Below are 22,528 nucleotides of genomic sequence, written 5' to 3' on the forward strand. Positions count from 1 at the left end.
CTCTGTTCGTCTCGTCGGTCAGGCTGCGGCGCGGTCGGGGGCTTCGATGCCGAAGTCCTCGGGGTAGTGATTGATGGCCGACAGCACGGGGTAGGGCGTCATGCCGCCCATGGCGCAGAGCGAGCCGTGCAGCATGGTGTCGCACAGGTCGCGCAGGAGAACGACCTGCTGCGGCCGGTTCTGGTTGCTGGTGATCTTGTCGATCACTTCCACGCCGCGCGTGGAGCCGATGCGGCAGGGCGTGCACTTGCCGCAGGACTCGATCGCGCAGAATTCCATCGCGTAGCGGGCCAGCTGCGACATGTCGGCCGTGTCGTCGTGCACCACGATGCCGCCGTGCCCGACCACCGCGCCCACGGCGGCATAGGCCTCGTAGTCCAGCGGCAGGTCCCACTGCGATTCGGGCACGTAGGCGCCCAGCGGACCGCCCACCTGCACCGCCTTGATCGGCCGGCCGCTCGCGCTGCCGCCGCCGAAGTCGTAGAGCAGTTCGCGCAGGCTCAGGCCGAAGGCCTTCTCGACCAGGCCGCCATGCCTGATGTTGCCGGCCAGCTGGAACGGCAGCGTGCCGCGGGAGCGGCCCATGCCGTAGTGCTTGTAGAAGTCCGCGCCGCGCGCCAGGATGAGGGGCACCGAGGCCAGCGTGATCACGTTGTTGATCACGGTCGGCTGGCCGAACAGGCCCTGCAGCGCCGGCAGCGGCGGCTTGGCGCGCACGATGCCGCGGCGGCCTTCCAGGCTTTCGAGCAGCGCGGTTTCCTCGCCGCACACATAGGCGCCGGCCGCCTTGCGCACGGTCAGGCGGAAGCTGCGGCCCGAGCCCAGGATGTCGTCGCCCACGAAGCCGGCTTGCTCGGCATGGCGGATGGCCTCGTTGATGGTGGCAATGGCATGCGGGTATTCCGAGCGCACATAGACGTAGCCCTCGGTCGCGCCGGTCGCAAGGCCCGCGATGGCCATGCCTTCCACCAGCATCAGCGGATCGCCTTCCATCGTCATGCGGTCCGAGAAGGTGCCCGAGTCGCCTTCGTCCGCATTGCAGACGATGTATTTCTGCGGCGCCTCCGCGGCCAGCACCGTCTTCCACTTGATCCCGGCCGGGAATGCGGCGCCGCCGCGGCCGCGCAGGCCGGAGTCCAGCACCTGCTGAACGATCTCGGCCGGAGCGAGGGTGAGCGCGCGGCGCAGCCCCGCGAAGCCTTCGTGCGCCTCGTAGTCGGCCACGGACACCGGATCGGTCACGCCCATGCGGGCGAAGGTCAGGCGCTCCTGTTTCTTCAGGTACGGAATCTCTTCGGTCAGGCCCAGGTTCAGCGCATGCGCGCCGCCCGAAAGAAAGCTGGCGTCGAACAGGCCGGCGACGTCGGCACCCGTGACCGGGCCGTAGGCCACGCGGCCTTGCGGCGTGGCCACTTCGACCAGCGTCTCCAGCCAGAACAGGCCGCGCGAACCGTTGCGCACGATGCGCACATCGGCGTTGCGTGCACGGGCTTGCGCCGCGATCTGCCGGGCCACCCGGTCGGCGCCGACCGCCAGCGCCGCGGAGTCGCGGGGGACATAGACGGTGGTGGTCATGAGGCGCTCCGCGCTTCCTCGACGATGCCGTCGAACCGTGCCGGCGTGATGCGCGCATGCACCTCATCGTTCACCGCGATGGCGGGCGACGAGGCGCACAGGCCGAGGCAGAACACCGGCTCCAGCGAGTACTGGCCGTCCGCCGACGTGCCGTGCACACCGCAGCCCAGGCGTTGCTCGGCATGCGCGAGCAGCGCATCCGCACCCATGGCCTTGCAGGCCTCTGCTCGGCAGACCTGCACCAGCAGCCGGCCTGCCGGGGCCGAGCGGAAGTGGTGGTAGTAGCTGACCACGCCATGCACCTCGGCACGCGACAGGTTGAACTGCTCGGCGATGAGGGGGACGGCGTCGGGCGGAACATGCCCCAGCGCGTCCTGGATGCCGTGCAGCGCAGGAAGCAGCCCGCCCGGGGTGTCCTTGTGCGCAGCGGCGATGGATGCCGCGATGCCCAGATTGTTCATATGCTTTGAATCTCCTAATGTTGGAGCTGCAATACCGTGGTGGCGCGAGTCTATGGAGAGGCATCGAATGCCACAATATGAGGCGTTCAGCCCAATAAATATGCTTTGGAAAGCCGAAACTCATGCATGAAGTGCACATCAGGCCGCAATGGACCATCCGCCAGGCCGACGGCGCGGCGCTGGCGCCGCGGGTGATCGAACTGCTGGTGCAGGTGCTGGAGCACGGCAGCCTGTCCAGCGCCTGCACCGTTTCCGGTGTGTCCTACCGCCACGCCTGGGAGCTGATCCGGCAGGGCGAAGCCATGTTCGGCCAGCCGCTGGTGGCGATGCAGCGCGGCAAGGGTTCCAGCCTCACGCCACTGGGTGAAAAGCTGGTGTGGGCCGACCGCCGCATCACCGCGCGCCTGTCGCCGCTCCTGGATTCGCTGGCCTCCGAACTGGGCGCGGAAATCGAGAAGCTGATTCCCACCGCGCCCACGCTGCTGCGCATCCACGCGAGCCATGGCTTCGCCATCGAGGCGCTGCATGGCTTCCTGGCCGCGGCGCAGGTGCCGGGCGACCTGCGCTACTGCGGCAGCGAGGAAGCCGTGGCCTCGCTGCACCACGGCAGCTGCGACGTGGCGGGCTTCCATGTGCCGCTGGGCGCGTTCGAGGCCGAAGCCGTCGCGCACTACGGTTCCTGGCTCAACGCCGATACGCAGAAAGTCATCGGCATGGCGACGCGGCACCAGGGCCTGATGGTGGCGCCCGGCAACCCGAAGAAGATCTACACGCTGGCCGACCTGGCGCGCCCCGATGTCCGCTTCATCAACCGGCAGGCGGGCTCGGGCACACGCTATCTGTTCGACCTCCAGTTGCGCGAGCAGGGCATCGCGCCCGAAGCCATCAAGGGCTACGAGCAGTGCGAGTTCACGCACGCGGCCGTCGCGGCCTTCGTGGCCAGCGGCATGGCCGACGCGGGCTACGGCGTGGAAACGCCGGCGCGCCAGTTCAAGCTCGACTTCATCTCCAACCAGGTGGAGCGCTATTTCCTGCTGTGCGAGGAGCGCTCGCTTGCCGCGCCGATCGTGCGGCGGATGCTGGACATCCTGCAGAGCGAGGCCTACCAGAGCGCCGTGAACCGCCTGCCGGGCTACCAGGCGGTGAACTGCGGCCGCGTGCTGTCGCTGGCGGAGGCCTTCGAGTCGCTTCGCCCCGCGGCGGCCGGCAAGCGCCGCACGGCCACGCGATCCAGGTAGAAGAGGCGCTCTTCCGCTGTCAGCAGAAAGCACTCAGCAACTCGTTCGTCGCAACTTCGCGACAAAGCAGGCTCAAAAGTAACCATCTGTATGGTTAAATCGCCCGAACTATCGCGAAGAGGACGAGGGATCTCCATGAAGCTGCTGCTGAGCATCGTGTGCGCCGTTGTTGCGTTGGCAGGGTGCGCCAGCACGCCGCCCACGCCGACCCAACCCGGCACCGGAACCGGGCTGTCTTACGTGCCCATGGTCGCCATGGAAGGCGTGGACCGGGCCCGCTACGACAGCGACGTGGCCGATTGCCGCACGGCCGCGATGCGGATCACCGCGCGCAGCGAAACCGGCGACGCCATGTGGCTTGCGCTGGGCCTGGGATTGATCACCGTGCATGGACAGGGCATCGTGGCTGCGGCCTCGTACACCGGCATTTCGGCTGCGGTGATCGACATGTCCTACCGGCCCAGCGCGGAGCTGGTTGCCGAGCACCAGCAGATCGCCGTGGTGCACTGCATGGCCAAGCGCGGCTACCGCAACCTCGACCCGAACGTGCGCGACACCTTCTACGGACATGCCTTCAACCCGGAAGTGGTGCTCGCGCCGCGCAGGACCGGGGTCGACACCTACAACGCCGAAGTGCTTGCCAAGGCCGGGCAGTGCAGCATCCAGCCGCGCGCCGAGCTCACGGCCAAGGGCCCGGGCTACGAGTCGTACAGCGTGCCCTGCTCGAACGGCACGGCCTGGGCCGTGCGCTGCGAATTCGGCAAGTGCCGCGTGCTGGGCCAGTCGGCCGTCCGGCGCTCCTCCTGACGGCGCGGGCGCTCGTCACTTGATGAGCATGCCCTTGAGCGCGGGGTCGGCGGGCGGCGCCTTGAGCTTCATCTGCCGCAGGATCTTCATCAGGAGCCGCGCGATCATCAGGTTGCGGTGCCGCTTGTTGTTGGCCGGTATCACGTACCAGGGCGCGTGCTCGGTCGAGGTGGCCCGCAGTGCCTTGTCGTAGGCCTGCTGGTAGGCGCTCCACTTGGTGCGCACCTCGAGGTCGCCCACATTGAACTTCCATTGCTTGCCGGGCGTGTCGATGCGCGCCTGCAGGCGTTCGCGCTGCGTGTCCTTGTCGATGTGCAGCATGCACTTGACGATCACCGTGCCGGTCTCGACGAGCAGGCGCTCGAAATCGTTGATCTGCGCATAGCGCCGCTGGGTCTCGGCCTTGTCGATCCAGCCTTCGACCACGGGCACCAGCACGTCCTCGTAATGACTGCGGTTCCAGACCGCGATCTCGCCGCTGCGCGGCACCACTGCATGGCAGCGCCAGAGGTAGTCGTGCGCGCGCTCGTCGTCGCTGGGTGCCTTGAAGGCGGTGACGCGCACACCCAGCGGGGAGGTGCGCGAGAACACCCAGCGAACGGTGCCGTCCTTGCCGCTGGTGTCCATGCCCTGCAGCACCAGCAGGACCTTGCGGCGGCCCTCGGCATGCAGCAGGTTCTGCATCTCGTCGAGCTCGATGGCCAGGGCGTCGATCTCGGCGAGCTGGGCGGCTTCGTTGCCGTCCAGGAACGGAGATTCGCCGGGGTCCACCTGCGAGAGTTTGAACTTGCTGTCGACGCGGTATTTCTTGAAGCTGGCCATCAATCCGGACTCCGTGCAAAAGCACGCAGCGTACGCGATCGGCACCCGGTCAGCGGTCGCTGTCGTCCGGATCGATGGAAGCGCTCCAGCGGCTGTCCCATTCGGCATGCCGAGCGGCGCCGTCGAGCTCGCGCCGGTCGCGCTTGGTGGGCCGGCCCTGCTCGATGGCCAGCGCCGGCTCGCTGCCCATGCGGCGCTGCTCGCGCAGGGCCGCCTGCGCGGCAATGCTTTCGGGCGTTTCTTCGTAGAGCTGCTGCGCCACCGGCGCCGGCCCGCGCTGGCCGCTCAGGCCGCGCACCGTGACGGTTCGCGTCACGGCGCCCAGGCGGATGGCCACCGTGTCTCCCGGCTTGACCTCGCGCGAGGCCTTGGCGATGTCGCCGTTGACCTGCACCCGGTTCTTGCCGATTTCGTCCGCAGCCAGCGAGCGCGTCTTGAAGAAGCGGGCGGCCCAGAGCCATTTGTCGATGCGCAGGCGATCCATAGGTTCAGGAATTGTGGCGGTAGACGGGCAGGCGCACGACAGCATCGAGGCCGACCGTGTGTGCGGAATTTTCCTGCGCGCCGCGGTTGTCGAGGCTGATGCGTCCGCCGAGCGCAAGCACGATCTCGCGGCAGATGGCCAGGCCCAGCCCCGAGCCGCTGGCCGTGTCGCCGGCGGAAAACGGCGCGAACAGGCGCTGGCGCAGTTCGGCTGCAATGCCCGGCCCCTGGTCGCGCACCGTCAGCACGGCTTCCGGGCCGTCCGAGCGAACCATCACCGAAAGGGCGCCGCCGCGCGGGCTCTGCTTGATGGCGTTGTGCAGCAGGTTGCGCGTGAGCTCCTGCAGCATCCATCGGTGCGCGCGCACCGTCACGGGCGCGTCGATGGCCAGTTCGAAGTCGAGCGCCTTGTCGGCGATCAGCGGCGACAGGTCCAGCGCAATCTGGCGCACCACCTCGCCAAGCTCCAGCGGCATTGATTCAGGCTGTTGGCGCAGCTGCTCGACCTTGGCGAGCGACAGCATCTGGTTGGCGAGCGTGGTGGCGCGCTCCACGGTCTGGCTGATCTCGCCCAGCGCCTGCTCGGGCGGCACGTCGCCGCGCCGCGCCGACTGCACCTGCGCCTTGAGCACCGCGAGCGGCGTGCGCAACTGATGGGCGCTGTCGCGCACGAAGCGCTTCTGGTGGTCGAGCAGGCGCTGCAGCCGGCCCATGACCTCGGTGGTGGCGTCGACCAGCGGGCGCAGCTCGCGCGGCGCATCGGGCGCGTCGATGGGGGAAAGGTCGTCGGCGGCGCGCTTCTCGATGGCTTCGCCGAGCTCACGCACCGGCCGCGTGGCGCGCTGCACCACCAGCACGGTGACCAGCGCGATCACGCCCATCAGCAGCAACTGGCGCCACAGCATGTCCACCAGCAGTTTGCGCACCAGGGTTTCGCGCAGTTCCAGCGTCTCGGCCACCTGCACCACGGCCATGCCGCGGCCGTGCCCACTGGCCACGGGCTGCAGCAACACCGCCATGCGCACCGGCTGGTTGCGAAAGCGCGCGTCGTAGAAATCGACCAGCGCCGCATAGGCGCCGCGGTCCGGGATGCGGCCGCGCCAGAACGGCAGTTCGGCAAAGCCCGAGACCATCTCGCCGTCGAGCGCCGACACGCGGTAGAAAAGGCGGCTGCGGTTGTCGGCCTCGAAGGCTTCGAGCGCGGAATAGGGCACGATCGCGCGCAGCCGCGCATGCTCGTCGTAGCCTTCCACGTCGAGCTGCTCGCCGATGGTCTTGGCCGAGGCGAGCAGGGTGCGGTCGTAGGCCGTGGTGGCCGCGGCCAGGCTCTGGCGGTACAGGCTCACGCTGTTGATCACGATGAACAGCGCCACCGGCGCGAGAATGCCCAGCAGCAGCCTCGCGCGCAGCGACAAGGCGGCCTTCATGGCTCGGCGCGCAGCAGGTAGCCCAGCCCGCGCAGCGTCATCAGCGCCGCCCCGGTGCCTGCGAGCTTCTTGCGCAGCCGATACACCACCACTTCGATGGCCTCGTACTGCACATCGGTCTCGCCCGGGAACACGAGTTCGAAGAGCCGCTCCTTGCTCACCGCATGGCCGGGTTTCATCATCAGCGCCTTGAGCAGCGCCAGTTCGCGCGGCGTGAGCTCCAGGATGCCGCTCTTGTGATAGATGGCGCCGCTCTCGGGCTCGAAGCGCAGCCCGCCCACTTCCTGCGGGTTCGGGCCCGCATCGGCGCCGGCATTCTGGTGGCGACGGCGCAGTGCGCGGATGCGCGCTTCCAGCTCATCGAGGTCGAAGGGCTTGGGCAGGTAGTCGTCGGCGCCGGCGTTCAGGCCCATGATGCGGTCGCCCACCGTGCCGCGGGCCGTGAGCAGCAGCACGGGCGTGCGCAGGCCCGCGGCGCGCGCCTGGGCCAGCACCTGCAGGCCGTCGAGGTTGGGCAGGCTCAGGTCGAGCGCCACCACGTCGGGCTCCAGCTCTCGCCACTGCTGGACGGCCAGCGCGCCGTCGCCGCAGATGCGCACGTCGATCCTGCTGCGGGCGAGGGCGCGCTGCAGGGTGACCTGCATCGAGGGATCGTCTTCGACCAGCAGCAGCTTCATGGGGTGTGGTGGGGGAATGGTACTTCGGTGTTTTCCCCAGTCCGGTGGACAGCCAACTGACAGCAGGGCGGCGCATGATAGCGGCTCAGGTTCAAGTCAGGTTTTCTTTAGTTCTCAGGAGACAACGATGCGTCGCGACACCTTTTTGAAGTCATTGGCCGCGCTGGCCGCCGCCGGAGCCCTGCCGTTGTCGGCACGCGCCGCTGCCAACGTCAAGATGATGATCCCGGCCAACCCGGGTGGGGGCTGGGACACCACGGGCCGCGCGCTGGGCAAGGCCATGACCGAAGCTAAGGTGGCCGACACGGTCACCTACGACAACAAGGGCGGTGCCGCCGGCGCACTGGGCCTGGCCCAGTTCGTGAACGGCTCCAAGGGCGATCCGAACGCGCTCATGGTGATGGGCTCCGTCATGCTGGGCGGCATCATCACCGGCAAGCCGCCGGTCAATCTCTCGCAGGCCACGCCGATCGCGCGCCTGACCACCGAATACAACGTGTTCGTGCTGCCGGCCAACTCGCCCTTCAAGTCCATGAAGGACGTGGTCGAGCAGCTCAAGAAGGATCCGGGCAGCGTCAAGTGGGGCGGCGGTTCGCGCGGCTCCACCGAGCACATCGCCGCGGCCATGATCGCGCAGAAGGTCGGTGCCGATCCGTCCAAGATCAACTACGTGGCCTTCCGCGGCGGCGGCGAGGCCACCGCGGCCATCCTGGGCGGCAACGTCACGATCGGCGGCAGTGGCTACAGCGAGTTCGCCGAGTACATTGCCGCCGGCAAGATGAAGGCCATTGCGGTCACGTCGGCCCAGCGCCTGCCCGGCATCAACGTGCCCACGCTCAAGGAGCAGGGCATCGACGTGGAGATCGGCAACTGGCGCGGCGTATACGGCGCCCCAGGCATCAGCGCCGAGCAGCGCAAGGCGCTGACCGACATGGTGCTGGCCGCCATGAAGAGTCCGTCGTGGGCCGAGTCGCTCAAGAAGAACGACTGGACGCCGGCCGTGCTTTCGGGCGAGGCCTTTGCCAAGTTCGTCGACGACGACTTCGCGAGCCTGCGCGCCATCATGGCCAAGTCCGGCATGGTCTGAACCCGGCGCGCACCACTGGCCGCCACACGGCGCGCTGTCCTCGAAAGAGACGACAGCGTGCCGTTTTCAAATCCAGTTCCACATCCCGAGAGAAAAAATGACAACTCCAGACTCCTCGGCCGCGCCGCCACCGACGGCCATCTGGCCCCAAACGCTGGTCGGCATCGGCGTGTTCCTGACCGGCCTGGCGCTGGCTTTCGGCGCCATCGGCATTTCCTCCGAGGCCGGCTACGGCGGCGTCGGCCCCAACTTCCTGCCCTGGCTGGTGTCGGGCGTGCTCACGCTGTGCGGCGGCTGGATTCTCTGGGAGGCGCGCACCGGCGGCTTTCGCGAGCTCGATGCACCCTCGGGCGCGGAGCACGCCTACTGGCCGGGCTTCGTCTGGGTGTCGGCCGGCCTGCTGCTCAATGCGGCGCTGATCACCACGCTGGGCTTCATCCTGAGCTGCACGCTGTGCTACGTGCTGGCGGTGCAGGGCCTGCGCCGCGCGAGCGGCCAGCCCTCGGCCAACCAGCCGCGCACCTGGGCCATCGACCTGCTGACCGGCGCGCTCATCTCGGCGCCCGTGTTCTGGATGTTCACCAAGTTCCTGGCCATCAACCTGCCGGGCCTCACGACCACCGGCTGGATCTGACATGAACCCCCACGCTCATCACTTCGTGTATTCGCTGCCCCCCGAGGGGGCGCAGGCCTGCCTTGGGGCGGCCCGGCGGGAGGCCTGACATGGACATTTTCAACGCACTCATGACGGGTTTCGCCGCGGCGATCACCCCTGTCAATCTTCTCTGGTGCCTGGTGGGCTGCGCGCTGGGCACGGCCGTGGGCGTGCTGCCGGGCATCGGCCCGGCGGTGGCGGTGGCCATGCTGCTGCCCATCACCGGCAAGGTCGACATCACGGCCTCGATGATCTTCTTCTCGGGCATCTACTACGGCGCCATGTACGGCGGCTCGACCACGTCCATCCTGCTCAACACGCCCGGCGAAACGGCCAGCATGGTGACGGCGATGGAAGGCAACAAGATGGCCAAGAGCGGCAGGGCGGGCGCGGCGCTTGCCACCGCCGCCATCGGCTCCTTCGTGGCCGGCACCATCGCCACCGTGATCGTCACGCTGTTCGCGCCGTTCGTGGCCGAGTTCGCCGTGAAGCTCGGCCCGCCCGAGTATTTCCTGCTGATGCTGCTGGCCTTCACCACGGTGAGCGCGGTGCTCGGCAAGAGCACGCTGCGCGGCATGACGGCGCTGTTCATCGGCCTGGCGGCCGGCTGCGTCGGCCTGGACCAGATCTCGGGCCAGGGCCGCTACACCGGCGGCATTCCCGAACTGCTCGACGGCATCGAGATCGTGCTGGTGGCCGTGGGCCTGTTCGCGGTGGCCGAGGTGCTGTACGCCGTGCTCTACGAGGGCAAGGTGGTCGAGGACCAGAACAAGCTGACCCGCGTTCACATGACGGCGCGCGACTGGAAGCGCTCGATTCCGGCATGGCTGCGCGGCACCGCCATCGGCACGCCGTTCGGCTGCATTCCGGCCGGCGGCACCGAGATTCCGACCTTCCTGAGCTATGCGACGGAAAAAAAGCTGGCCAAGGACGCGGACGCCAGGGCCGAGTTCGGCACCAAGGGCGCCATCGAGGGCGTGGCCGGCCCCGAAGCCGCCAACAACGCCACGGTGACGGCGGCGCTGATCCCGCTGCTCACGCTTGGCATCCCCACCTCGAACACCACCGCCATCCTGCTCGGCGCGTTCCAGAACTACGGTATCCAGCCGGGGCCGCAGCTGTTCACCACGTCGGCTGCGCTGGTGTGGGCGCTGATCGCTTCGCTCTACATCGGCAACGTGATGCTGCTGGTGCTGAACCTGCCGATGGTGGGCCTGTGGGTCAAGCTGCTGAAGATTCCCAAGCCGCAGCTCTACGCCGGCATCCTGATCTTTGCGACGGTGGGGGCCTACGGCATGCGCCAGAGTGCATTCGACCTGTTCCTGCTCTACGGCATCGGCCTGCTCGGCGTGGCGATGCGGCGCTTCGACTTTCCGACCGCTCCCGTGGTGGTGGGCATGATCCTCGGGCCGCTGGCCGAGGCGCAGCTGCGCAACGCGATGTCCATCGGGGAGGGCAGTGCCTCGGTGTTCTTCCAGCGGCCGATGTCGATCACGCTGGTGGTCGTCATCGTGGCTGTGCTGGTGCTGCCGCGCGTTGCCAAGCGGATGAGTGAACGCAAGCTGGCGAGGCTGGCGGCCTGAGATTGCTGTTTTTTCCCGGGGCCGGGTCTCGCCCCGGCGGGCGACTTACTTTCTTTTGGCGAAGCAAAAGAAAGTAAGTCCGCCGCCGGGCGGATATCCCGGCCTCGGGAAGCAAACGCCGGTCAGCGTCACAAAGAGCGAGAGAACAGAATCAACCAGCCGGCCTCTCCACCAGATCATCATCGATATGCGGATCGGCCGGCTGCCCCCGCAGCTTGCGCACGGTCCGCCGCATCCAGTGCTCGATGTCGTCCACGTAGGTGAACACCGCCGGCACCACCAGGAGGCTCAGCACGGTCGAAGTGATCAATCCGCCGATCACCGCCATCGCCATCGGCGAGCGGAAGCTCGAATCGGCAGTGCCCAGGCCCACGGCAATCGGCAGCATGCCGGCGCCCATCGCGAGCGTGGTCATGATGATGGGCCGTGCCCGCTTGTGGCAGGCGTCGCGCAGCGCGTCCCAGCGGCTCATGCCGTGGTCGCGGCGCGCCACGATGGCGTATTCCACCAGCAGGATCGAGTTCTTGGTGGCGATGCCCATCAGCATGATCAGGCCGATCAGCGACGGCATCGACAGCGCCTTCTGCCCGATCAGCAAACCCACGAAGGCACCGCCGAGCGCCAGCGGCAGCGCGCAGAGGATCGTCACCGGATGCAGGAAGTCCTTGAACAGCAGCACCAGCACGATGTAGATGCACAGCACGCCCGTGAGCATCGCAAGGCCGAAGCTGTTGAACAGCTCCGTCATCACTTCCGCGTCGCCCACCTCGGTCACGCGCACGCCGGGCGGCAGCTTCTGGATCGAGGGCAGCGCGGTGACGGCGGTCTTGGCGTCGCCCAGGCCCACGCCCGAGAGTTCGATCTCGAAGTTGACGTTGCGCGAGCGGTCGTAGCGGTCGATGACAGCCGGGCCGCCTTCCATCGTGAGCGAGGCCACCTGGCTCAGCATGACCGGGCCGCGCGCGCCGGGCACCGAGAGGCGGCCGAGCAGTTCGAGGTTCTGCCGCGCCGAGTCCTCGAGCTTCACCACGATGGGCACCTGCCGCTGCGCGAGGTTGAGCTTGGCCAGCGCCTGGTCGTAGTCGCCCAGCGTGGCCACGCGCAGCGTCTCGGCGATGGCCGAGCTGGTCACGCCCAGGTCGGCGGCGCGCGCGAAGTCGGGGCGCACGGCGATCTCGGGGCGGATCAGGCTCGCGGTGGAAGTGATGTTGCCGAGGCCGGGCACCGTACGCAGGTCTTTCTCGACCGCGCTGGCGGCGCTGGCCAGCGCCGCGGGGTCTTCACCCGTGAGCGCGAGGATGTATTTTTCGCCCGAGCCGCCCAGGCCCACGGTGCTGCGCACGCCGGGCAGCGTTTCGAGCGCGGCGCGGATCTGGTTCTCGATCACCTGCTTGCGCGGACGGTCGCCACGCTCGTCGAGCTTGATGGTGAGCGTGGCCTTGCGCGTTTCGGGCGTGCCGAAGTTGGCGAACGGATCGCCGCCCGCGCTGCCGCCGGCCACGGTGGTGTAGACGCTGCGCACATGATCGATCTTCATCACGCGATTGCGCGTTTCCTCCGCGGCCGCGGTGGTCTGCGCGAGCGTGGAGCCGGGCGCCAGGGAGAGATAGATCTGCGTCTGCGAGTTGTCGTCAGGCGGAATGAAGCCGGTCTTCAGCAGCGGAATCATCGCCAGCGAACCGAAGAAGAAGAGGGTGGCGAGCACCATCGTCTTGAAGCGGTGGTGCGTGCTCCATTCCACCGCGCGCATGTAGGCCGTGAGCCAGCGCGGCTCCTTTTCGGCACCCACCACCGGCTTCAGGATGTAGGCCGCCATCATGGGCGTGAGCATCCGTGCCACCACCAGCGACGCGAACACCGCGAGCGAGGCGGTCCAGCCGAACTGCTTGAAGAACTTGCCGGCCACGCCGCTCATGAAGGCGGTGGGCAGGAACACCGCGATCAGCGTGAAGGTGGTGGCGATCACCGCCAGCCCGATCTCGTCGGCCGCTTCCATGGCCGCCTCGTAGGGCGACTTGCCCATGCGCAGATGGCGCACGATGTTCTCCACCTCCACGATGGCGTCGTCCACCAATATGCCCACCACCAGCGAGAGCGCGAGCAGCGAGATCACGTTGACCGAAAAGCCCAGCAGGTGCATGCCGATGAAGGCCGGAATCACCGACATCGGCAGCGCCACGGCCGAGACGAAGGTGGCGCGCCAGTCGCGCAGGAACAGCCACACCACGATCACGGCCAGGATTGCGCCCTCGTACAGCAGGTGCAGCGAGCCCTCGTACTCTTCTTCCACCGGCTCGACGAAATTGAAGGCCTCGGTCAGCTCGATGTCGGGGCGCTGCGCGCGCAGTTCGGCCAGCGCCTTCTGGATCGCGCGGCCCACCTCGACCTCGCTCGCGCCGCGGCTGCGCGCCACTTCGAAGCCGACCACCGGCTTGCCGTTGAGCAGCGCCGCGGCGCGCGGCTCGGCAATGGTGTCGCTGATGCGCGCCACCTGGTCGAGCCGGATGCGGCGGCCGTCGGAAAGCGCAATCTGCATGTCGGCCAGCTGGTCGGCCGACTGCACGGTGGCCAGTGTGCGCACCGGCTGCTCGCTGCCGCCCAGGTCGATGCGGCCGCCCGCGCTTTCGGTCTGCACCTGGCGCAACTGGCGCGAGATGTCGGCCGCTGAAGCCCCCAATGCCTGCAGCTTGGCCGGGTCGAGGTCAACGTGCACCTGGCGCGTGACGCCGCCCACGCGGTTCACCGCGCCCACGCCGGGCAGCGCGAGCAGCTTCTTGGTGATGTCGTTGTCCACGAACCAGCTCAGCGCCTCGGCATCCATGCGCGACGAGGCGATGGTGAAGGCCAGCACCGGCTGGGCTGCGAAGTCGAGCTTGGTGACCACCGGGTCGCGCACGTCGGCAGGCAGGTCGGCGCGCACGCGCTGCACCGCGGAGCGCACGTCGTCCACGGCTTCCTGCACCGGCTTCTCGAGGCGGAACTCGACGATCAGCGTGGCGGCGCCGTCCTGCACCTTGGTGGTGATGTGCTTGAGGCCCTGCACCGTGGCAATGGAGTTCTCGAGCTTGCGTGCGACGTCGGTCTCCAGCTGCGAAGGCGCCGCGCCGGGCAGCGATGCCGAGACCGTCACGGTCGGCAGGTCGATGTCCGGAAAGTTCTGCACCTTCATGGCGTTGAAGGACAGCAGCCCCCCGAAGGTGAGCAGCACGAACAGCATCACCGCCGGAATCGGGTTGCGGATGGACCATGCGGAGACGTTCATGGGCGTGCCCTCGCTTCGCCGTTGCCCTGGCCGCCCGCGGCGGCCGAGGCCGGCGCTGCGGCAGGCCGGGCGCCCGCGGCCGCAGGGGCCGGCGGCGCCACCACGCGCACCAGGTCGCCGTCGTTCAGGAAGCCGGCGCCCTGCACCACGATCTGTGCGCCTTCGGGCAATGCGCTGGTGATTTCCACGCGCTCGCCGACGCGGCGGCCGGTCTGCACCTTGAGCTGCACCACGCGGTTGTCGGGCTGCAGCACGAAGACGTTGTTGAAGCCGTCGCGCGGAACAATGGAACTCTGCGGCACGGTGGGCGCGGAGCTGCGCCCCAACTCGAAGTCGCCGCGCGCGAACATGCCGGCCTTGATGCCGGTGTTCTGCTGCACGTTCGGCAGGTCGACATAGACCAGCGCCGCGCGGGTCTGCGGATCGACGGTGGGAGCGATGCTGCGCACCTTGCCGCGCACCTGCGCGCCGCTCGCGCTGACCACGAAGGCGGTGGTGCCCACGGTAATGCGGCTGAGCTCGGCCGAGGTGACTTCGGCACGCCATTCGAGCCGGCCCTGGCGGATCAGGCGGAACAGCTCGGTGCCGGCGGGCACCACGCTGCCGACCGTGGCGGTGCGCGAGGAGATCACGCCGTCGTCGGGCGCCAGCACCTGCGTGTTGCGGCCGCGCACTTCCTGCGCTGCGAGCACGGCTTCGGCGGCCTCGACGCGCGCCTTGGCGGTCTGCTCGGCCGTCTGGTACTGGTTGATCTGCTGTTGGCTCAGTGCGCCGGTGGCCTGCAGCGTGCGTGCGCGCGCCGCGTTGCCCGCGGCGTCGGCCGCGGTGGCCCTGGCCTCGGCGAGCGAGGCGCGCGATTGCGCGATGTCCGCGCGCACCGTCTCGGGCGAGAACACGGCCAGCAGCTGGCCCCTCTTCACCACGTCGCCCACGTTCACGCGCACTTCGGCGAGCTTGAGGCCGCTGGATTCGGAGCCCACGCTGGCCTCCTGCCAGGCCGCCACATTGCCGTTGGCCGCAAGCGTGAGCGCGAGTTCGGTGGGCTCGGCCTTGGCGACGGTGACCGTCAGCGTCGGGCGAGCGGCCGGCGCACCCGCCTTGCCCTTGGTGGCGGCCGGCGTGCCGGCTTCGTTCGCGGGCTTGCGGGTCAGCCACACGGCCGCGGCGACGATGACGACCAGCGCCAGCAGCGCGATGGCAAGGGTGGAGCGTTTGATTCTTTTCATGGCGACGTCGCGACCTTGGCGGCCGGGTTGGAAGTCATTGAGGGCGATTCGGGGCGGGCCCAGCCGCCGCCCATCGAGCGGTAGAGCGCCACCCAGGCTTCGGTGCGTTCGCGCTGCAGCGAGACGCGGGCGGTCTGCGCGGCGAAGAGCGTGCGGCGCGAATCCTCGAGCTCGAACAGGCTGGCCAGGCCGCTCTGGTAGCGCGCCTGGGTGGCATCGAACGAGGCCTGGTAGTTGCTCACCGCGGCGTCGGCATCGGCCGCGCGCGCGTCGGTGGCGTCGAGGTTGACCAGCGCTTCCTCCACCTCGCGTACCGCCTGCCGAACGTTCGCGCGGTAGAGCGACACGGCTTCGGTGTAGCGCGCCTTGGCCGCGTCGCTGTTGGCCGCGCGGGCGCCGCCGTCGAGCAGCGGCACCGTGAGCGAGACCGGGCCGATGGTCCAGGTGTCGAGCGATTCGCGGAAGCCGCTGGTGCGGATCTGCATGCGGCCGATCGAGCCCGAGATGCTGAGCTTGGGATAGCGCTCGGCCTCGGCGGAGCCCACATCGGCGCTGGCCGACGCCACGCCGAGCTCAGCCGCGTACACGTCGGGCCGCTGCGAGATCGCCTCGGCCGGCACGCTGGCGATGCTGCCGACCGCGGGCAGCGTGCGCTGCGCGGGCGAGGCGGCGAGCTTGCGTTCGAGCGTGGGCTCATCGATGCCGCTGAGCGCCACCAGCGCCTTGCGCTGAACCGCGCATTGGGCGCGCTGCTGGGTCAGGCGACCCGAGGCGTCCGAGGCACTGGCGCGCGCGAGCGCTGCATCGGCCGGCGCGGTGAAGCCGGCGCGCGCCGACAGGTCGGTGAGGCGCGCGGTTTCGCCGCGCGATCTGGCATCGGACTCGGCCACGCGCAGCTGCTGCTGGCAGGCGCGTTCGGCGAAGTAGGCGTTGGCCGTTTCGGCCGCGACGGCCACGCGCGCGTCGTGCCACTTGGCAGTGGCGCTGTTGAACTTCTGCTCGGCCGAATCGCGGTCGGCGCGCAGGCGGCCGAACAGGTCGATTTCCCATTTGGACTGCAGGCCGGCCTGCAGCGTGGTCAGCGGCGCGACGGCGGCCGTACTGCTGCTGGACGAGGAAGCCGCGCCGCCGGCGCCGAAGGAGGAGCCCGAGACGCCGCGGCTCGCCGAGGCCGTGGCGTCCAGGTTGGGCAGCAGCGCCGCGCCGGCCTGCACGCGCGTGGAACGCGCCTCGGCCACACGCGCCGCGGCGCTTGCGAGAGTGGGGCTTGCGGCCTCGGCCGCGGCAATGAGCTCGACCAGCAGCGGATCGTCGAGCTGGCGCCACCAGTCGGCCAGCGACGCCAGCGAACCGCCGTGCGGCAGCGGCGCGTGCCATTGCGCGGGGAAGGGCGCCTCGACCGTGGCTGGCGGACGCGTCAGGCCGCAGCCCGCAAGGCCGAGACCAAGGCCCAGTGTCAGGCAGAGGGCGGCAATCGATCGGAGTCGTCTCATGTCTTCTTTCTCCCTGAACGGGCAGGCGCGGCCGCGGGCCTGGCGGCGGTTTGGCGGCGCAGGGCTTCGGCCTCGACCAGCGCGATGGCATAGCCCGTGAGGCGCTGGGCCCAGGTGTCCACGCTGCGCGGCGTGTTCAGCAGGGAGGGGCGTATCGCCTCGACAAGGTCCTGGCTCACGAAAAGCTGCATCGCCAGGCCGGTGATGGCAAAGCTCAGCCGGTGCACGTCGTCGTCGGGCCGCGCGAGGCCCAGGCGCCGGCACAGCACCCGGGCAATGGCATTGTGCGGGCCCTTGATGTCGCGCTCCATCTCCTCGGCCCACTGGCTGGTCGGCTCGAGCATTTCGCGCAGGTGCAGCTGGATGCACTGGCGCACGATCTCTCCCTGCTTGAGGGGCTCGATCATGCGCGTGAAGAAGATCCGCAGCGCCTCTTCCAGCGGCAGCTCGGGCGCGGCATAGAGCGAGATGAAATCGCCCGCGTTGCCGCCCATCGGCTCGCCGAAGGTGGCGGCATACAAGCCGGCCTTGTCGCCGAAGTAATAGCTGATGGCCGAGATGTTCACGCCCGCGGCGCGCGCGATCTCGCGGGTCGAGGTCTTGGCGTAGCCGTTGGCGGCGAACAGCGCCAGGGCGGCGTAGAGCAGGCGCTGGCGTGCTTCGACGCCGTCGCTGCGCGGCGCGCGGGCGGAAAGTGCTTGCAGGGCGGAGGCGCTCATGCAGGCGATTAGATCATGCAGCAAATCAAACGTTTGATTTACTTATGGCGCGATGAGGGCTTTCTTCGCATTGGCGGCGAATGCGCTTTTGGCGCATTTCCGCCGGCTGCATCGATGCCACCGCAAGCGGCCCGGCGAGCGGCCGAATGAGGCGCGCTACGATCCGCCCATGTCCGCCGTTCCGCCCGCCACCGCATCGCCCGCCTTGCCTCTGGATGCCGAAGGCATCCTCGCGCTGGCCGCGCGCTCGATGTTCCATCTGTTCTCGAGCATCAGCCAGGGCATGTTCCTGGTGGACCGCAGCGGGCGCATCGTGTGGGTCAACGAAGGCTATCGCCGCTTCCTGCCGGCACTGGGCTTTTCGTCGATCGACCAGTTCATGGGCCACATGGTCGAGGACGTCATTCCCAACACGCAGATGCGGCGCGTGCTCGAGACCGGCGAGCCGATCCTGGTCGACCTGCTCAACAACAAGGCGGGTACCTTCGTGGTCAGCCGCATTCCGCTGCGCGCCGAGAGCGGCGGGCGCGAGGGCGAGGCGGGAGAAGTCATCGGTGCCATCGGCATCGTGCTGTTCGACCAGCCCGAGACCACGCTGCAGCCGCTCATCAGCAAGTTCGCGCTGCTGCAGCGCGACCTCGACGATGCACGTCGCGAGCTTGCAAGCCAGCGCAACAATCCGCTCTACCAGCATGCGGCCGACGGGCAGCGCCGCTCCAAGTACACCTTTGCCAGCTTCATCGGCAGCAGCCCGGCCGCGGTGGAGGTGAAGCGCCATGCGCGCCGCGCCGCGCAGTCCGCGAGCCCGGTGCTGCTGCTGGGCGAAACCGGCACCGGCAAGGAACTGCTTGCGCATGCGATCCATGCGGCCTCGGCGCGGGCCAAGGGGCAGTTCGTCAGCGTCAACATTGCGGCCGTGCCCGACACATTGCTGGAGGCCGAGTTCTTCGGCTTCGCGCCCGGTGCCTTCACGGGCGCCGACAGGCGAGGGCGCGAAGGCAAATTCAAGCTGGCCGACGGCGGCAGCCTCTTTCTCGACGAGATCGGCGACATGCCGCTCGGCCTGCAGGCCAAGCTGCTGCGCGCATTGCAGGAGGGCGAGATCGAGCCGCTGGGCTCCAACAAGCTGGTGCCCTTCGATGCGCGCGTGATCGCCGCCACCTCGCGCGACCTGCCCGAACTGGTGCGCCGCGGCCAGTTCCGCGAAGACCTCTACTACCGCCTCAACGTGCTGCCGCTGCGCGTGCCGCCGTTGCGCGAGCGGCGCAGCGACATTCCGGCGCTGGTCGAGGCGCTGGGGGAGGACATGGCGCTGCGCAGCGGCGAGGCGCCGCCCGAGATCACGCCCGATGCGCTCGCGCTGCTGGCCGGCCAGCACTGGCGCGGCAACATCCGCGAACTGCGCAACGTGCTGGAGCAGGTCACGATGCGCAGCGACTCGCAGCGCATCGATGCCGCGCAACTCGAACGCATCCTACGCGAAGCGGGGCTGGAGCAGATCGAGCTGCCCGCCACCCTGCAGAGCGCGCACGATGCCGACGAAGAGGCGCTGCTGCTGCGGCCGCTCGCGCAGCAGGTCGCCGAACTGGAGCGCAAGGCGATCGCCGCGGCGCTTGCGGCCACCGGTGGCAACAAGCTGGCGACGTCGAGGCTGCTCGGCATTTCACGTGCCACGCTCTACGAGCGCATGACGAACCAGGAGCGGCCGGCGTGAAGCCTTCGAGCCTCGCCCGCTGCATCGGCCTGAAGCGAGCGAGCCCATGAGCGTGCGCGCCCTGCGTTCCACCTTCGGCCCCAATTGCCATTGGTGCGGCCTGGCCATGGACTTCGACGAGCCGCACGGCAGGCCCGAGTCCGCGACCATCGAACACCTGATCGATTCGACGCTGGGCGGCGTGCGCTCGCAGAAGCACCGCCGGCTTGCGCACGCCGCCTGCAACCACGCGCGCAACGAGTTCCGCATGCAGGCCGAGCGCCAGTTCCAGCGCTGGATCGCCGAGCGCCAAATCTCCGAGAAAACCCTGACCGACAAGTAGACAGTTGATTGAAATTCAGACACATCAAGTGTTCTGAATTCAGTCGACTTGCGCTTCCTCCGAATGAAGAAGCGTTTGGTATCAAGGGGTTAGCAGATGGCACGAAGTGTGCAATATTCAGTCACCTATTTCAGGAGACAAAGAATGAACCGTCGCCACCTCGTCGCCCTGGCCGCACTCGCCGCCTGTGTCACCGCTGCACCCGCCTGGGCCCAGTCCAACGAAATCCGCATCGCCCACATCTACAGCAAGACCGGGCCGCTCGAGGCCTACGGCAAGCAGACCCAGACCGGCCTGATGATGGGACTGGACTACGCCACCGGCGGCACGATGATGGTCAATGGCAAGAAGCTGGTGGTCATCGAGAAGGACGACCAGGGCAAGCCCGACCTCGGCAAGTCGCTGCTGGCCGCCGCGTACTCCGACGACAAGGCCGCGCTGGCGGTGGGCCCCACGGCTTCGGGCGTGGCCCTGGCCATGCTGCCGGTGGCCGAGGAGTACAAGAAGATCCTGATCGTGGAGCCGGCCGTCGCCGATTCGATCACCGGCGACAAGTGGAACAAGTACATCTTCCGCACCGGCCGCAATTCGAGCCAGGATGCGATCTCGAATGCGGTGGCCATCGACAAGGCCGGCGTGACGGTCGCCACGCTCGCGCAGGACAACGCCTTCGGCCGCGACGGCGTGAAGGCCTTCGGCGCCGCGCTCAAGAAAGCGAAGCTGGTGCACGAGGAATATCTGCCGCCCGCCACCACCGACTTCACGGCGGGTGCGCAGCGCCTGATCGACAAGCTCAAGGACCAGCCGGGCCGCAAGATCATCTGGATCGTCTGGGCCGGCGCGGGCAATCCGTTCAAGATCGTCGACCTCGACCTCAAGCGCTACGGCATCGAGATCGCCACCGGCGGCAACATCCTGCCGGCCATGGCGGCCTACAAGAACCTGCCCGGCATGGAAGGTGCGGCGTACTACTACTTCGGCATCCCGAAGAACCCGGTCAACGAGGCGCTGGTGTCGGCCCACTACAAGCAGTTCAAGGCACCGCCGGACTTCTTCACGGCCGGCGGTTTCTCGGCCGCCATGGCAGTGGTCACCGCGCTCAAGAAGACGGGCGGCGACACCGGCACCAACAAACTCATCGGCGCCATGGAAGGCATGAGCTTCGATACACCCAAGGGCAAGATGACCTTCCGCAAGGAAGACCACCAGGCGATGCAGTCGATGTACCACTTCAAGATCAAGGCCGACCCGGCATTCGCCTGGGGCGTGCCGGAGCTGGTGCGCGAGATCAAGCCCGAAGAGATGGACATCCCCATCAAAAACAAGCGCTGAGCGCCAATCCACAGCCGCGGCCCTGAGGCCGCACTCCCTTCGCCCCGGAGTGGCCGCCGGGCGAGGCGCCAGCCTGCGCCGCCGAGGCCCGGGCGGTGCAACCAACGGCCGATTCGTCAGCAATCCAGCAAGCGTTCGATACACCTACAACAGAAGGAGACAGCGATGGCAGCGATGCGATGGAAAAACTGGAAGGGATGGGCCGCGCTTGCGGCGATCACGATGGCGGCGGGGCAGGCCGCGACAGCGGCAGTGCCGCTGCCGGCATTGGGCGCCAATCCGGCGGAGGTGAGTGTGTCCGGCCTCTCGGCGGGCGGCTTCATGGCCGTGCAATTGCACGTGGCCTATTCGGCCACCTTCAAGCGCGGCGCCGGCGTGGTGGCCGGCGGGCCGTACTACTGCGCCGAGGGCTCGGTGCTCAATGCCACCGGGCGCTGCATGGCGCACGGCAGCAGCATTCCGGTGTCGACGCTCGTGAGCACCACCAACAGCTGGGCCGCCAGCGGTGCGATCGACCCGGTGTCGAACATGAGCAACTCCAAGGTGTACATGTTCTCGGGCACCTCGGACAACACCGTCAAGCCCGCGGTGATGGACGACCTCAAGACCTACTACCAGAGCTTCGTGCCTGCGGCCAACACGGTCTACAGGAACAACATCGGCGCCGGCCATGCGATGGTCACCGACGACTACGGCGGCGCCTGCAGCACCACGGCCGCGCCCTACATCAACAACTGCGGCTTCGACCTGGCGGGAGAGATCCTGCAGCAGCTCTACGGGCCGCTGAACCCGCGCAACAACGGCACGCTGGGCGGCAGCTTCACCGAGTTCAACCAGTCGGAATTCATCACCGGCCACGGCGTGGCCGCCACCGGCTGGATCTACGTGCCGCAGGCCTGCACCACGGCATCGTGCCGCGTGCACCTGGTGCTGCACGGCTGCAAGCAGAACTACACCGACGTGGCCGACCAGTACGTGAAGAAGACCGGCTACAACCGCTGGGCCGACACCAACAACATCGTGCTGATCTACCCGCAGACCAGCACCGCAGCCACCAACAGCTGCTGGGACTGGTGGGGCTACGACAACGCGAACTACGCGAAGAAGTCGGGCCCGCAGATGGCGGCGCTCAAGGCCATGGTCGACCGCGTGACCGGCGCCGGCGGCGGCTCGTCGCTGCCGGCGCCCACCGGCGTGGGCACCTCGGGCGCGACCAGCAGCAGCATGGTGGTCGGCTGGGCGGGCGTCTCGGGTGCGAGCGGCTACAACGTCTACCGCGGCGGCAGCAAGGTCAACGCCGCGCCGGTGGCCGGCACCAACTACACCGACACCGGCCTGGCCCCTTCCACCACCTACAGCTGGACCGTGGCGGCGCTGGACGCAGGCAATGCGCAAGGCGCGATGTCGGCCGCGGCCACGGGCACCACCCTCGCCGGCAGCGGTGGCGGCGGCACCTGCTACACCGCCAGCAACTATGCGCACACCGTGGCGGGGCGTGCCTACGCGCTGTGGGGCCTCACCTATGCCTACGGCTCGGGCCAGTCGATGGGCCTGTGGAACGTCTACGTCACCACCACGCTCAAGCAGACCGGGCCCAATTACTACGTGATCGGCACCTGCTGAGGCCGATCTGCACCTTTTCCTG

Annotated in this window: 20 protein-coding genes; 10 read left to right on the plus strand and 10 right to left on the minus strand. The window is 68.4% G+C overall.

All coding sequences use genetic code 11. The features are described from left to right. Nucleotides 1-18 precede the first annotated feature (18 nt). A complete protein-coding gene (locus tag FB547_RS19695) occupies nt 19-1,575 on the minus strand; it encodes a formate dehydrogenase beta subunit (protein ID WP_145745128.1) in 1,557 nt (518 codons plus the stop codon). Further along, on the minus strand, nt 1,572-2,036 hold the full coding sequence (locus tag FB547_RS19700; protein WP_145745130.1) for a formate dehydrogenase subunit gamma: 465 nt from the start codon (nt 2,034-2,036) through the stop codon (nt 1,572-1,574). The genes FB547_RS19695 and FB547_RS19700 overlap by 4 nt, the downstream gene beginning before the upstream one ends. 122 nt (nt 2,037-2,158) lie before the next feature. Here FB547_RS19700 and FB547_RS19705 point away from each other — a divergent pair, with 122 nt between their 5' ends. Both FB547_RS19705 and FB547_RS19710 read left to right on the plus strand, forming a co-directional pair. After that, nucleotides 2,159-3,274, plus strand: coding sequence for a substrate-binding domain-containing protein (locus FB547_RS19705; protein ID WP_145745132.1), 1,116 nt, complete (start codon nt 2,159-2,161; stop codon nt 3,272-3,274). A gap of 135 nt (nt 3,275-3,409) precedes the next feature. Next, entirely contained in the window at nt 3,410-4,081 is a 672-nt protein-coding gene (locus tag FB547_RS19710; RefSeq protein ID WP_145745135.1) for a hypothetical protein, read from the plus strand. 15 nt (nt 4,082-4,096) lie between these two features. Here the strand turns inward: FB547_RS19710 and FB547_RS19715 are convergent, their stop codons facing one another. From FB547_RS19715 to FB547_RS19730, 4 genes are read right to left on the minus strand one after another with little or no spacing between them, the layout of a single operon-like run. After that, nucleotides 4,097-4,903 carry a PPK2 family polyphosphate kinase gene (locus tag FB547_RS19715; RefSeq protein WP_145745136.1) on the minus strand — a complete coding sequence of 269 codons (807 nt, stop codon included), beginning with the start codon at nt 4,901-4,903 and terminating at the stop codon, nt 4,097-4,099. Nucleotides 4,904-4,952: 49 nt separating this feature from the next. Then, entirely contained in the window at nt 4,953-5,387 is a 435-nt protein-coding gene (locus FB547_RS19720) for an RNA-binding S4 domain-containing protein (RefSeq protein WP_186454205.1), read from the minus strand. Between the two features lie 4 nt (nt 5,388-5,391). Beyond that, nucleotides 5,392-6,813: a sensor histidine kinase gene (locus FB547_RS19725; RefSeq protein ID WP_145745138.1), complete on the minus strand. Its 1,422-nt coding sequence runs from the start codon at nt 6,811-6,813 to the stop codon at nt 5,392-5,394. Beyond that, nucleotides 6,810-7,490, minus strand: coding sequence for a response regulator transcription factor (locus tag FB547_RS19730; protein WP_145745140.1), 681 nt, complete (start codon nt 7,488-7,490; stop codon nt 6,810-6,812). Before FB547_RS19730 ends, FB547_RS19725 begins: the two co-directional genes overlap by 4 nt. A gap of 127 nt (nt 7,491-7,617) precedes the next feature. Between FB547_RS19730 and FB547_RS19735 the strand changes: the two genes are divergently transcribed. The 3 genes from FB547_RS19735 to FB547_RS19745 all read left to right on the plus strand — a co-directional run bounded on the left by FB547_RS19735 (nt 7,618) and on the right by FB547_RS19745 (nt 10,815). Beyond that, the gene (locus FB547_RS19735; RefSeq protein WP_145745141.1) at nt 7,618-8,577 is read left to right on the plus strand and encodes a tripartite tricarboxylate transporter substrate binding protein; all 960 of its coding nucleotides are present in this window, start codon (nt 7,618-7,620) and stop codon (nt 8,575-8,577) included. A 97-nt stretch (nt 8,578-8,674) separates the two neighbouring features. Continuing rightward, a complete protein-coding gene (locus FB547_RS19740) occupies nt 8,675-9,211 on the plus strand; it encodes a tripartite tricarboxylate transporter TctB family protein (RefSeq protein ID WP_145745143.1) in 537 nt (178 codons plus the stop codon). Between the two features lie 89 nt (nt 9,212-9,300). After that, complete coding sequence (locus FB547_RS19745) at nt 9,301-10,815, plus strand: tripartite tricarboxylate transporter permease (RefSeq protein WP_145745145.1); 1,515 nt, start codon at nt 9,301-9,303, stop codon at nt 10,813-10,815. Nucleotides 10,816-10,966: 151 nt separating this feature from the next. On the opposite strand, the gene FB547_RS19750 is transcribed toward FB547_RS19745, so the two are convergent. The 4 genes from FB547_RS19750 to FB547_RS19765 are packed head-to-tail and all read right to left on the minus strand — an operon-like array spanning nt 10,967 to nt 17,515. Next, a complete protein-coding gene (locus tag FB547_RS19750; RefSeq protein ID WP_145745147.1) occupies nt 10,967-14,077 on the minus strand; it encodes an efflux RND transporter permease subunit in 3,111 nt (1,036 codons plus the stop codon). Beyond that, on the minus strand, nt 14,074-15,303 hold the full coding sequence (locus tag FB547_RS19755; RefSeq protein ID WP_145745149.1) for an efflux RND transporter periplasmic adaptor subunit: 1,230 nt from the start codon (nt 15,301-15,303) through the stop codon (nt 14,074-14,076). Before FB547_RS19755 ends, FB547_RS19750 begins: the two co-directional genes overlap by 4 nt. Then, nucleotides 15,300-16,796, minus strand: a complete 1,497-nt coding sequence (locus tag FB547_RS19760) for an efflux transporter outer membrane subunit (RefSeq protein WP_145745151.1) — start codon at nt 16,794-16,796, stop codon at nt 15,300-15,302. The genes FB547_RS19755 and FB547_RS19760 overlap by 4 nt, the downstream gene beginning before the upstream one ends. Beyond that, complete coding sequence (locus FB547_RS19765; protein ID WP_145745153.1) at nt 16,793-17,515, minus strand: CerR family C-terminal domain-containing protein; 723 nt, start codon at nt 17,513-17,515, stop codon at nt 16,793-16,795. Before FB547_RS19765 ends, FB547_RS19760 begins: the two co-directional genes overlap by 4 nt. Before the next feature lie 15 nt (nt 17,516-17,530). Between FB547_RS19765 and FB547_RS33630 the strand changes: the two genes are divergently transcribed. The 5 genes from FB547_RS33630 to FB547_RS19785 all read left to right on the plus strand — a co-directional run bounded on the left by FB547_RS33630 (nt 17,531) and on the right by FB547_RS19785 (nt 22,506). After that, nucleotides 17,531-17,665: a hypothetical protein gene (locus tag FB547_RS33630; RefSeq protein ID WP_261380343.1), complete on the plus strand. Its 135-nt coding sequence runs from the start codon at nt 17,531-17,533 to the stop codon at nt 17,663-17,665. Nucleotides 17,666-17,684: 19 nt separating this feature from the next. Further along, nucleotides 17,685-19,229 (plus strand): sigma-54 interaction domain-containing protein, encoded by a 1,545-nt coding sequence (locus tag FB547_RS19770; RefSeq protein WP_145745154.1) that lies wholly within the window; start codon nt 17,685-17,687, stop codon nt 19,227-19,229. 46 nt (nt 19,230-19,275) lie between these two features. Beyond that, nucleotides 19,276-19,551 (plus strand): hypothetical protein, encoded by a 276-nt coding sequence (locus FB547_RS19775; protein ID WP_145745155.1) that lies wholly within the window; start codon nt 19,276-19,278, stop codon nt 19,549-19,551. A 144-nt stretch (nt 19,552-19,695) separates the two neighbouring features. After that, the gene (locus FB547_RS19780) at nt 19,696-20,883 is read left to right on the plus strand and encodes a substrate-binding domain-containing protein (RefSeq protein ID WP_145745156.1); all 1,188 of its coding nucleotides are present in this window, start codon (nt 19,696-19,698) and stop codon (nt 20,881-20,883) included. 165 nt (nt 20,884-21,048) lie between these two features. Beyond that, nucleotides 21,049-22,506 carry a PHB depolymerase family esterase gene (locus FB547_RS19785; protein WP_145745157.1) on the plus strand — a complete coding sequence of 486 codons (1,458 nt, stop codon included), beginning with the start codon at nt 21,049-21,051 and terminating at the stop codon, nt 22,504-22,506. Nucleotides 22,507-22,528 lie beyond the last annotated feature (22 nt).

This window comes from Variovorax beijingensis (assembly GCF_007828835.1).
GTDB classification, from domain to species: domain Bacteria; phylum Pseudomonadota; class Gammaproteobacteria; order Burkholderiales; family Burkholderiaceae_C; genus Variovorax; species Variovorax beijingensis_A.

Coding starts and splice junctions, on each gene's coding strand:
- FB547_RS19780 (WP_145745156.1), top strand. CDS start 19,696: ATGAACCGTCGCCACCTCGTCGCCCTGGCCGCACTCGCCGCCTGTGTC.
- FB547_RS19785 (WP_145745157.1), top strand. CDS start 21,049: ATGGCAGCGATGCGATGGAAAAACTGGAAGGGATGGGCCGCGCTTGCG.
- FB547_RS19765 (WP_145745153.1), bottom strand. CDS start 17,515: ATGAGCGCCTCCGCCCTGCAAGCACTTTCCGCCCGCGCGCCGCGCAGC.
- FB547_RS19705 (WP_145745132.1), top strand. CDS start 2,159: ATGCATGAAGTGCACATCAGGCCGCAATGGACCATCCGCCAGGCCGAC.
- FB547_RS19720 (WP_186454205.1), bottom strand. CDS start 5,387: ATGGATCGCCTGCGCATCGACAAATGGCTCTGGGCCGCCCGCTTCTTC.
- FB547_RS19755 (WP_145745149.1), bottom strand. CDS start 15,303: ATGAAAAGAATCAAACGCTCCACCCTTGCCATCGCGCTGCTGGCGCTG.
- FB547_RS19770 (WP_145745154.1), top strand. CDS start 17,685: ATGTCCGCCGTTCCGCCCGCCACCGCATCGCCCGCCTTGCCTCTGGAT.
- FB547_RS19715 (WP_145745136.1), bottom strand. CDS start 4,903: ATGGCCAGCTTCAAGAAATACCGCGTCGACAGCAAGTTCAAACTCTCG.
- FB547_RS19775 (WP_145745155.1), top strand. CDS start 19,276: ATGAGCGTGCGCGCCCTGCGTTCCACCTTCGGCCCCAATTGCCATTGG.
- FB547_RS19760 (WP_145745151.1), bottom strand. CDS start 16,796: ATGAGACGACTCCGATCGATTGCCGCCCTCTGCCTGACACTGGGCCTT.
- FB547_RS19710 (WP_145745135.1), top strand. CDS start 3,410: ATGAAGCTGCTGCTGAGCATCGTGTGCGCCGTTGTTGCGTTGGCAGGG.
- FB547_RS19740 (WP_145745143.1), top strand. CDS start 8,675: ATGACAACTCCAGACTCCTCGGCCGCGCCGCCACCGACGGCCATCTGG.
- FB547_RS19730 (WP_145745140.1), bottom strand. CDS start 7,490: ATGAAGCTGCTGCTGGTCGAAGACGATCCCTCGATGCAGGTCACCCTG.
- FB547_RS33630 (WP_261380343.1), top strand. CDS start 17,531: ATGCAGCAAATCAAACGTTTGATTTACTTATGGCGCGATGAGGGCTTT.
- FB547_RS19750 (WP_145745147.1), bottom strand. CDS start 14,077: ATGAACGTCTCCGCATGGTCCATCCGCAACCCGATTCCGGCGGTGATG.
- FB547_RS19745 (WP_145745145.1), top strand. CDS start 9,301: ATGGACATTTTCAACGCACTCATGACGGGTTTCGCCGCGGCGATCACC.
- FB547_RS19695 (WP_145745128.1), bottom strand. CDS start 1,575: ATGACCACCACCGTCTATGTCCCCCGCGACTCCGCGGCGCTGGCGGTC.
- FB547_RS19700 (WP_145745130.1), bottom strand. CDS start 2,036: ATGAACAATCTGGGCATCGCGGCATCCATCGCCGCTGCGCACAAGGAC.
- FB547_RS19725 (WP_145745138.1), bottom strand. CDS start 6,813: ATGAAGGCCGCCTTGTCGCTGCGCGCGAGGCTGCTGCTGGGCATTCTC.
- FB547_RS19735 (WP_145745141.1), top strand. CDS start 7,618: ATGCGTCGCGACACCTTTTTGAAGTCATTGGCCGCGCTGGCCGCCGCC.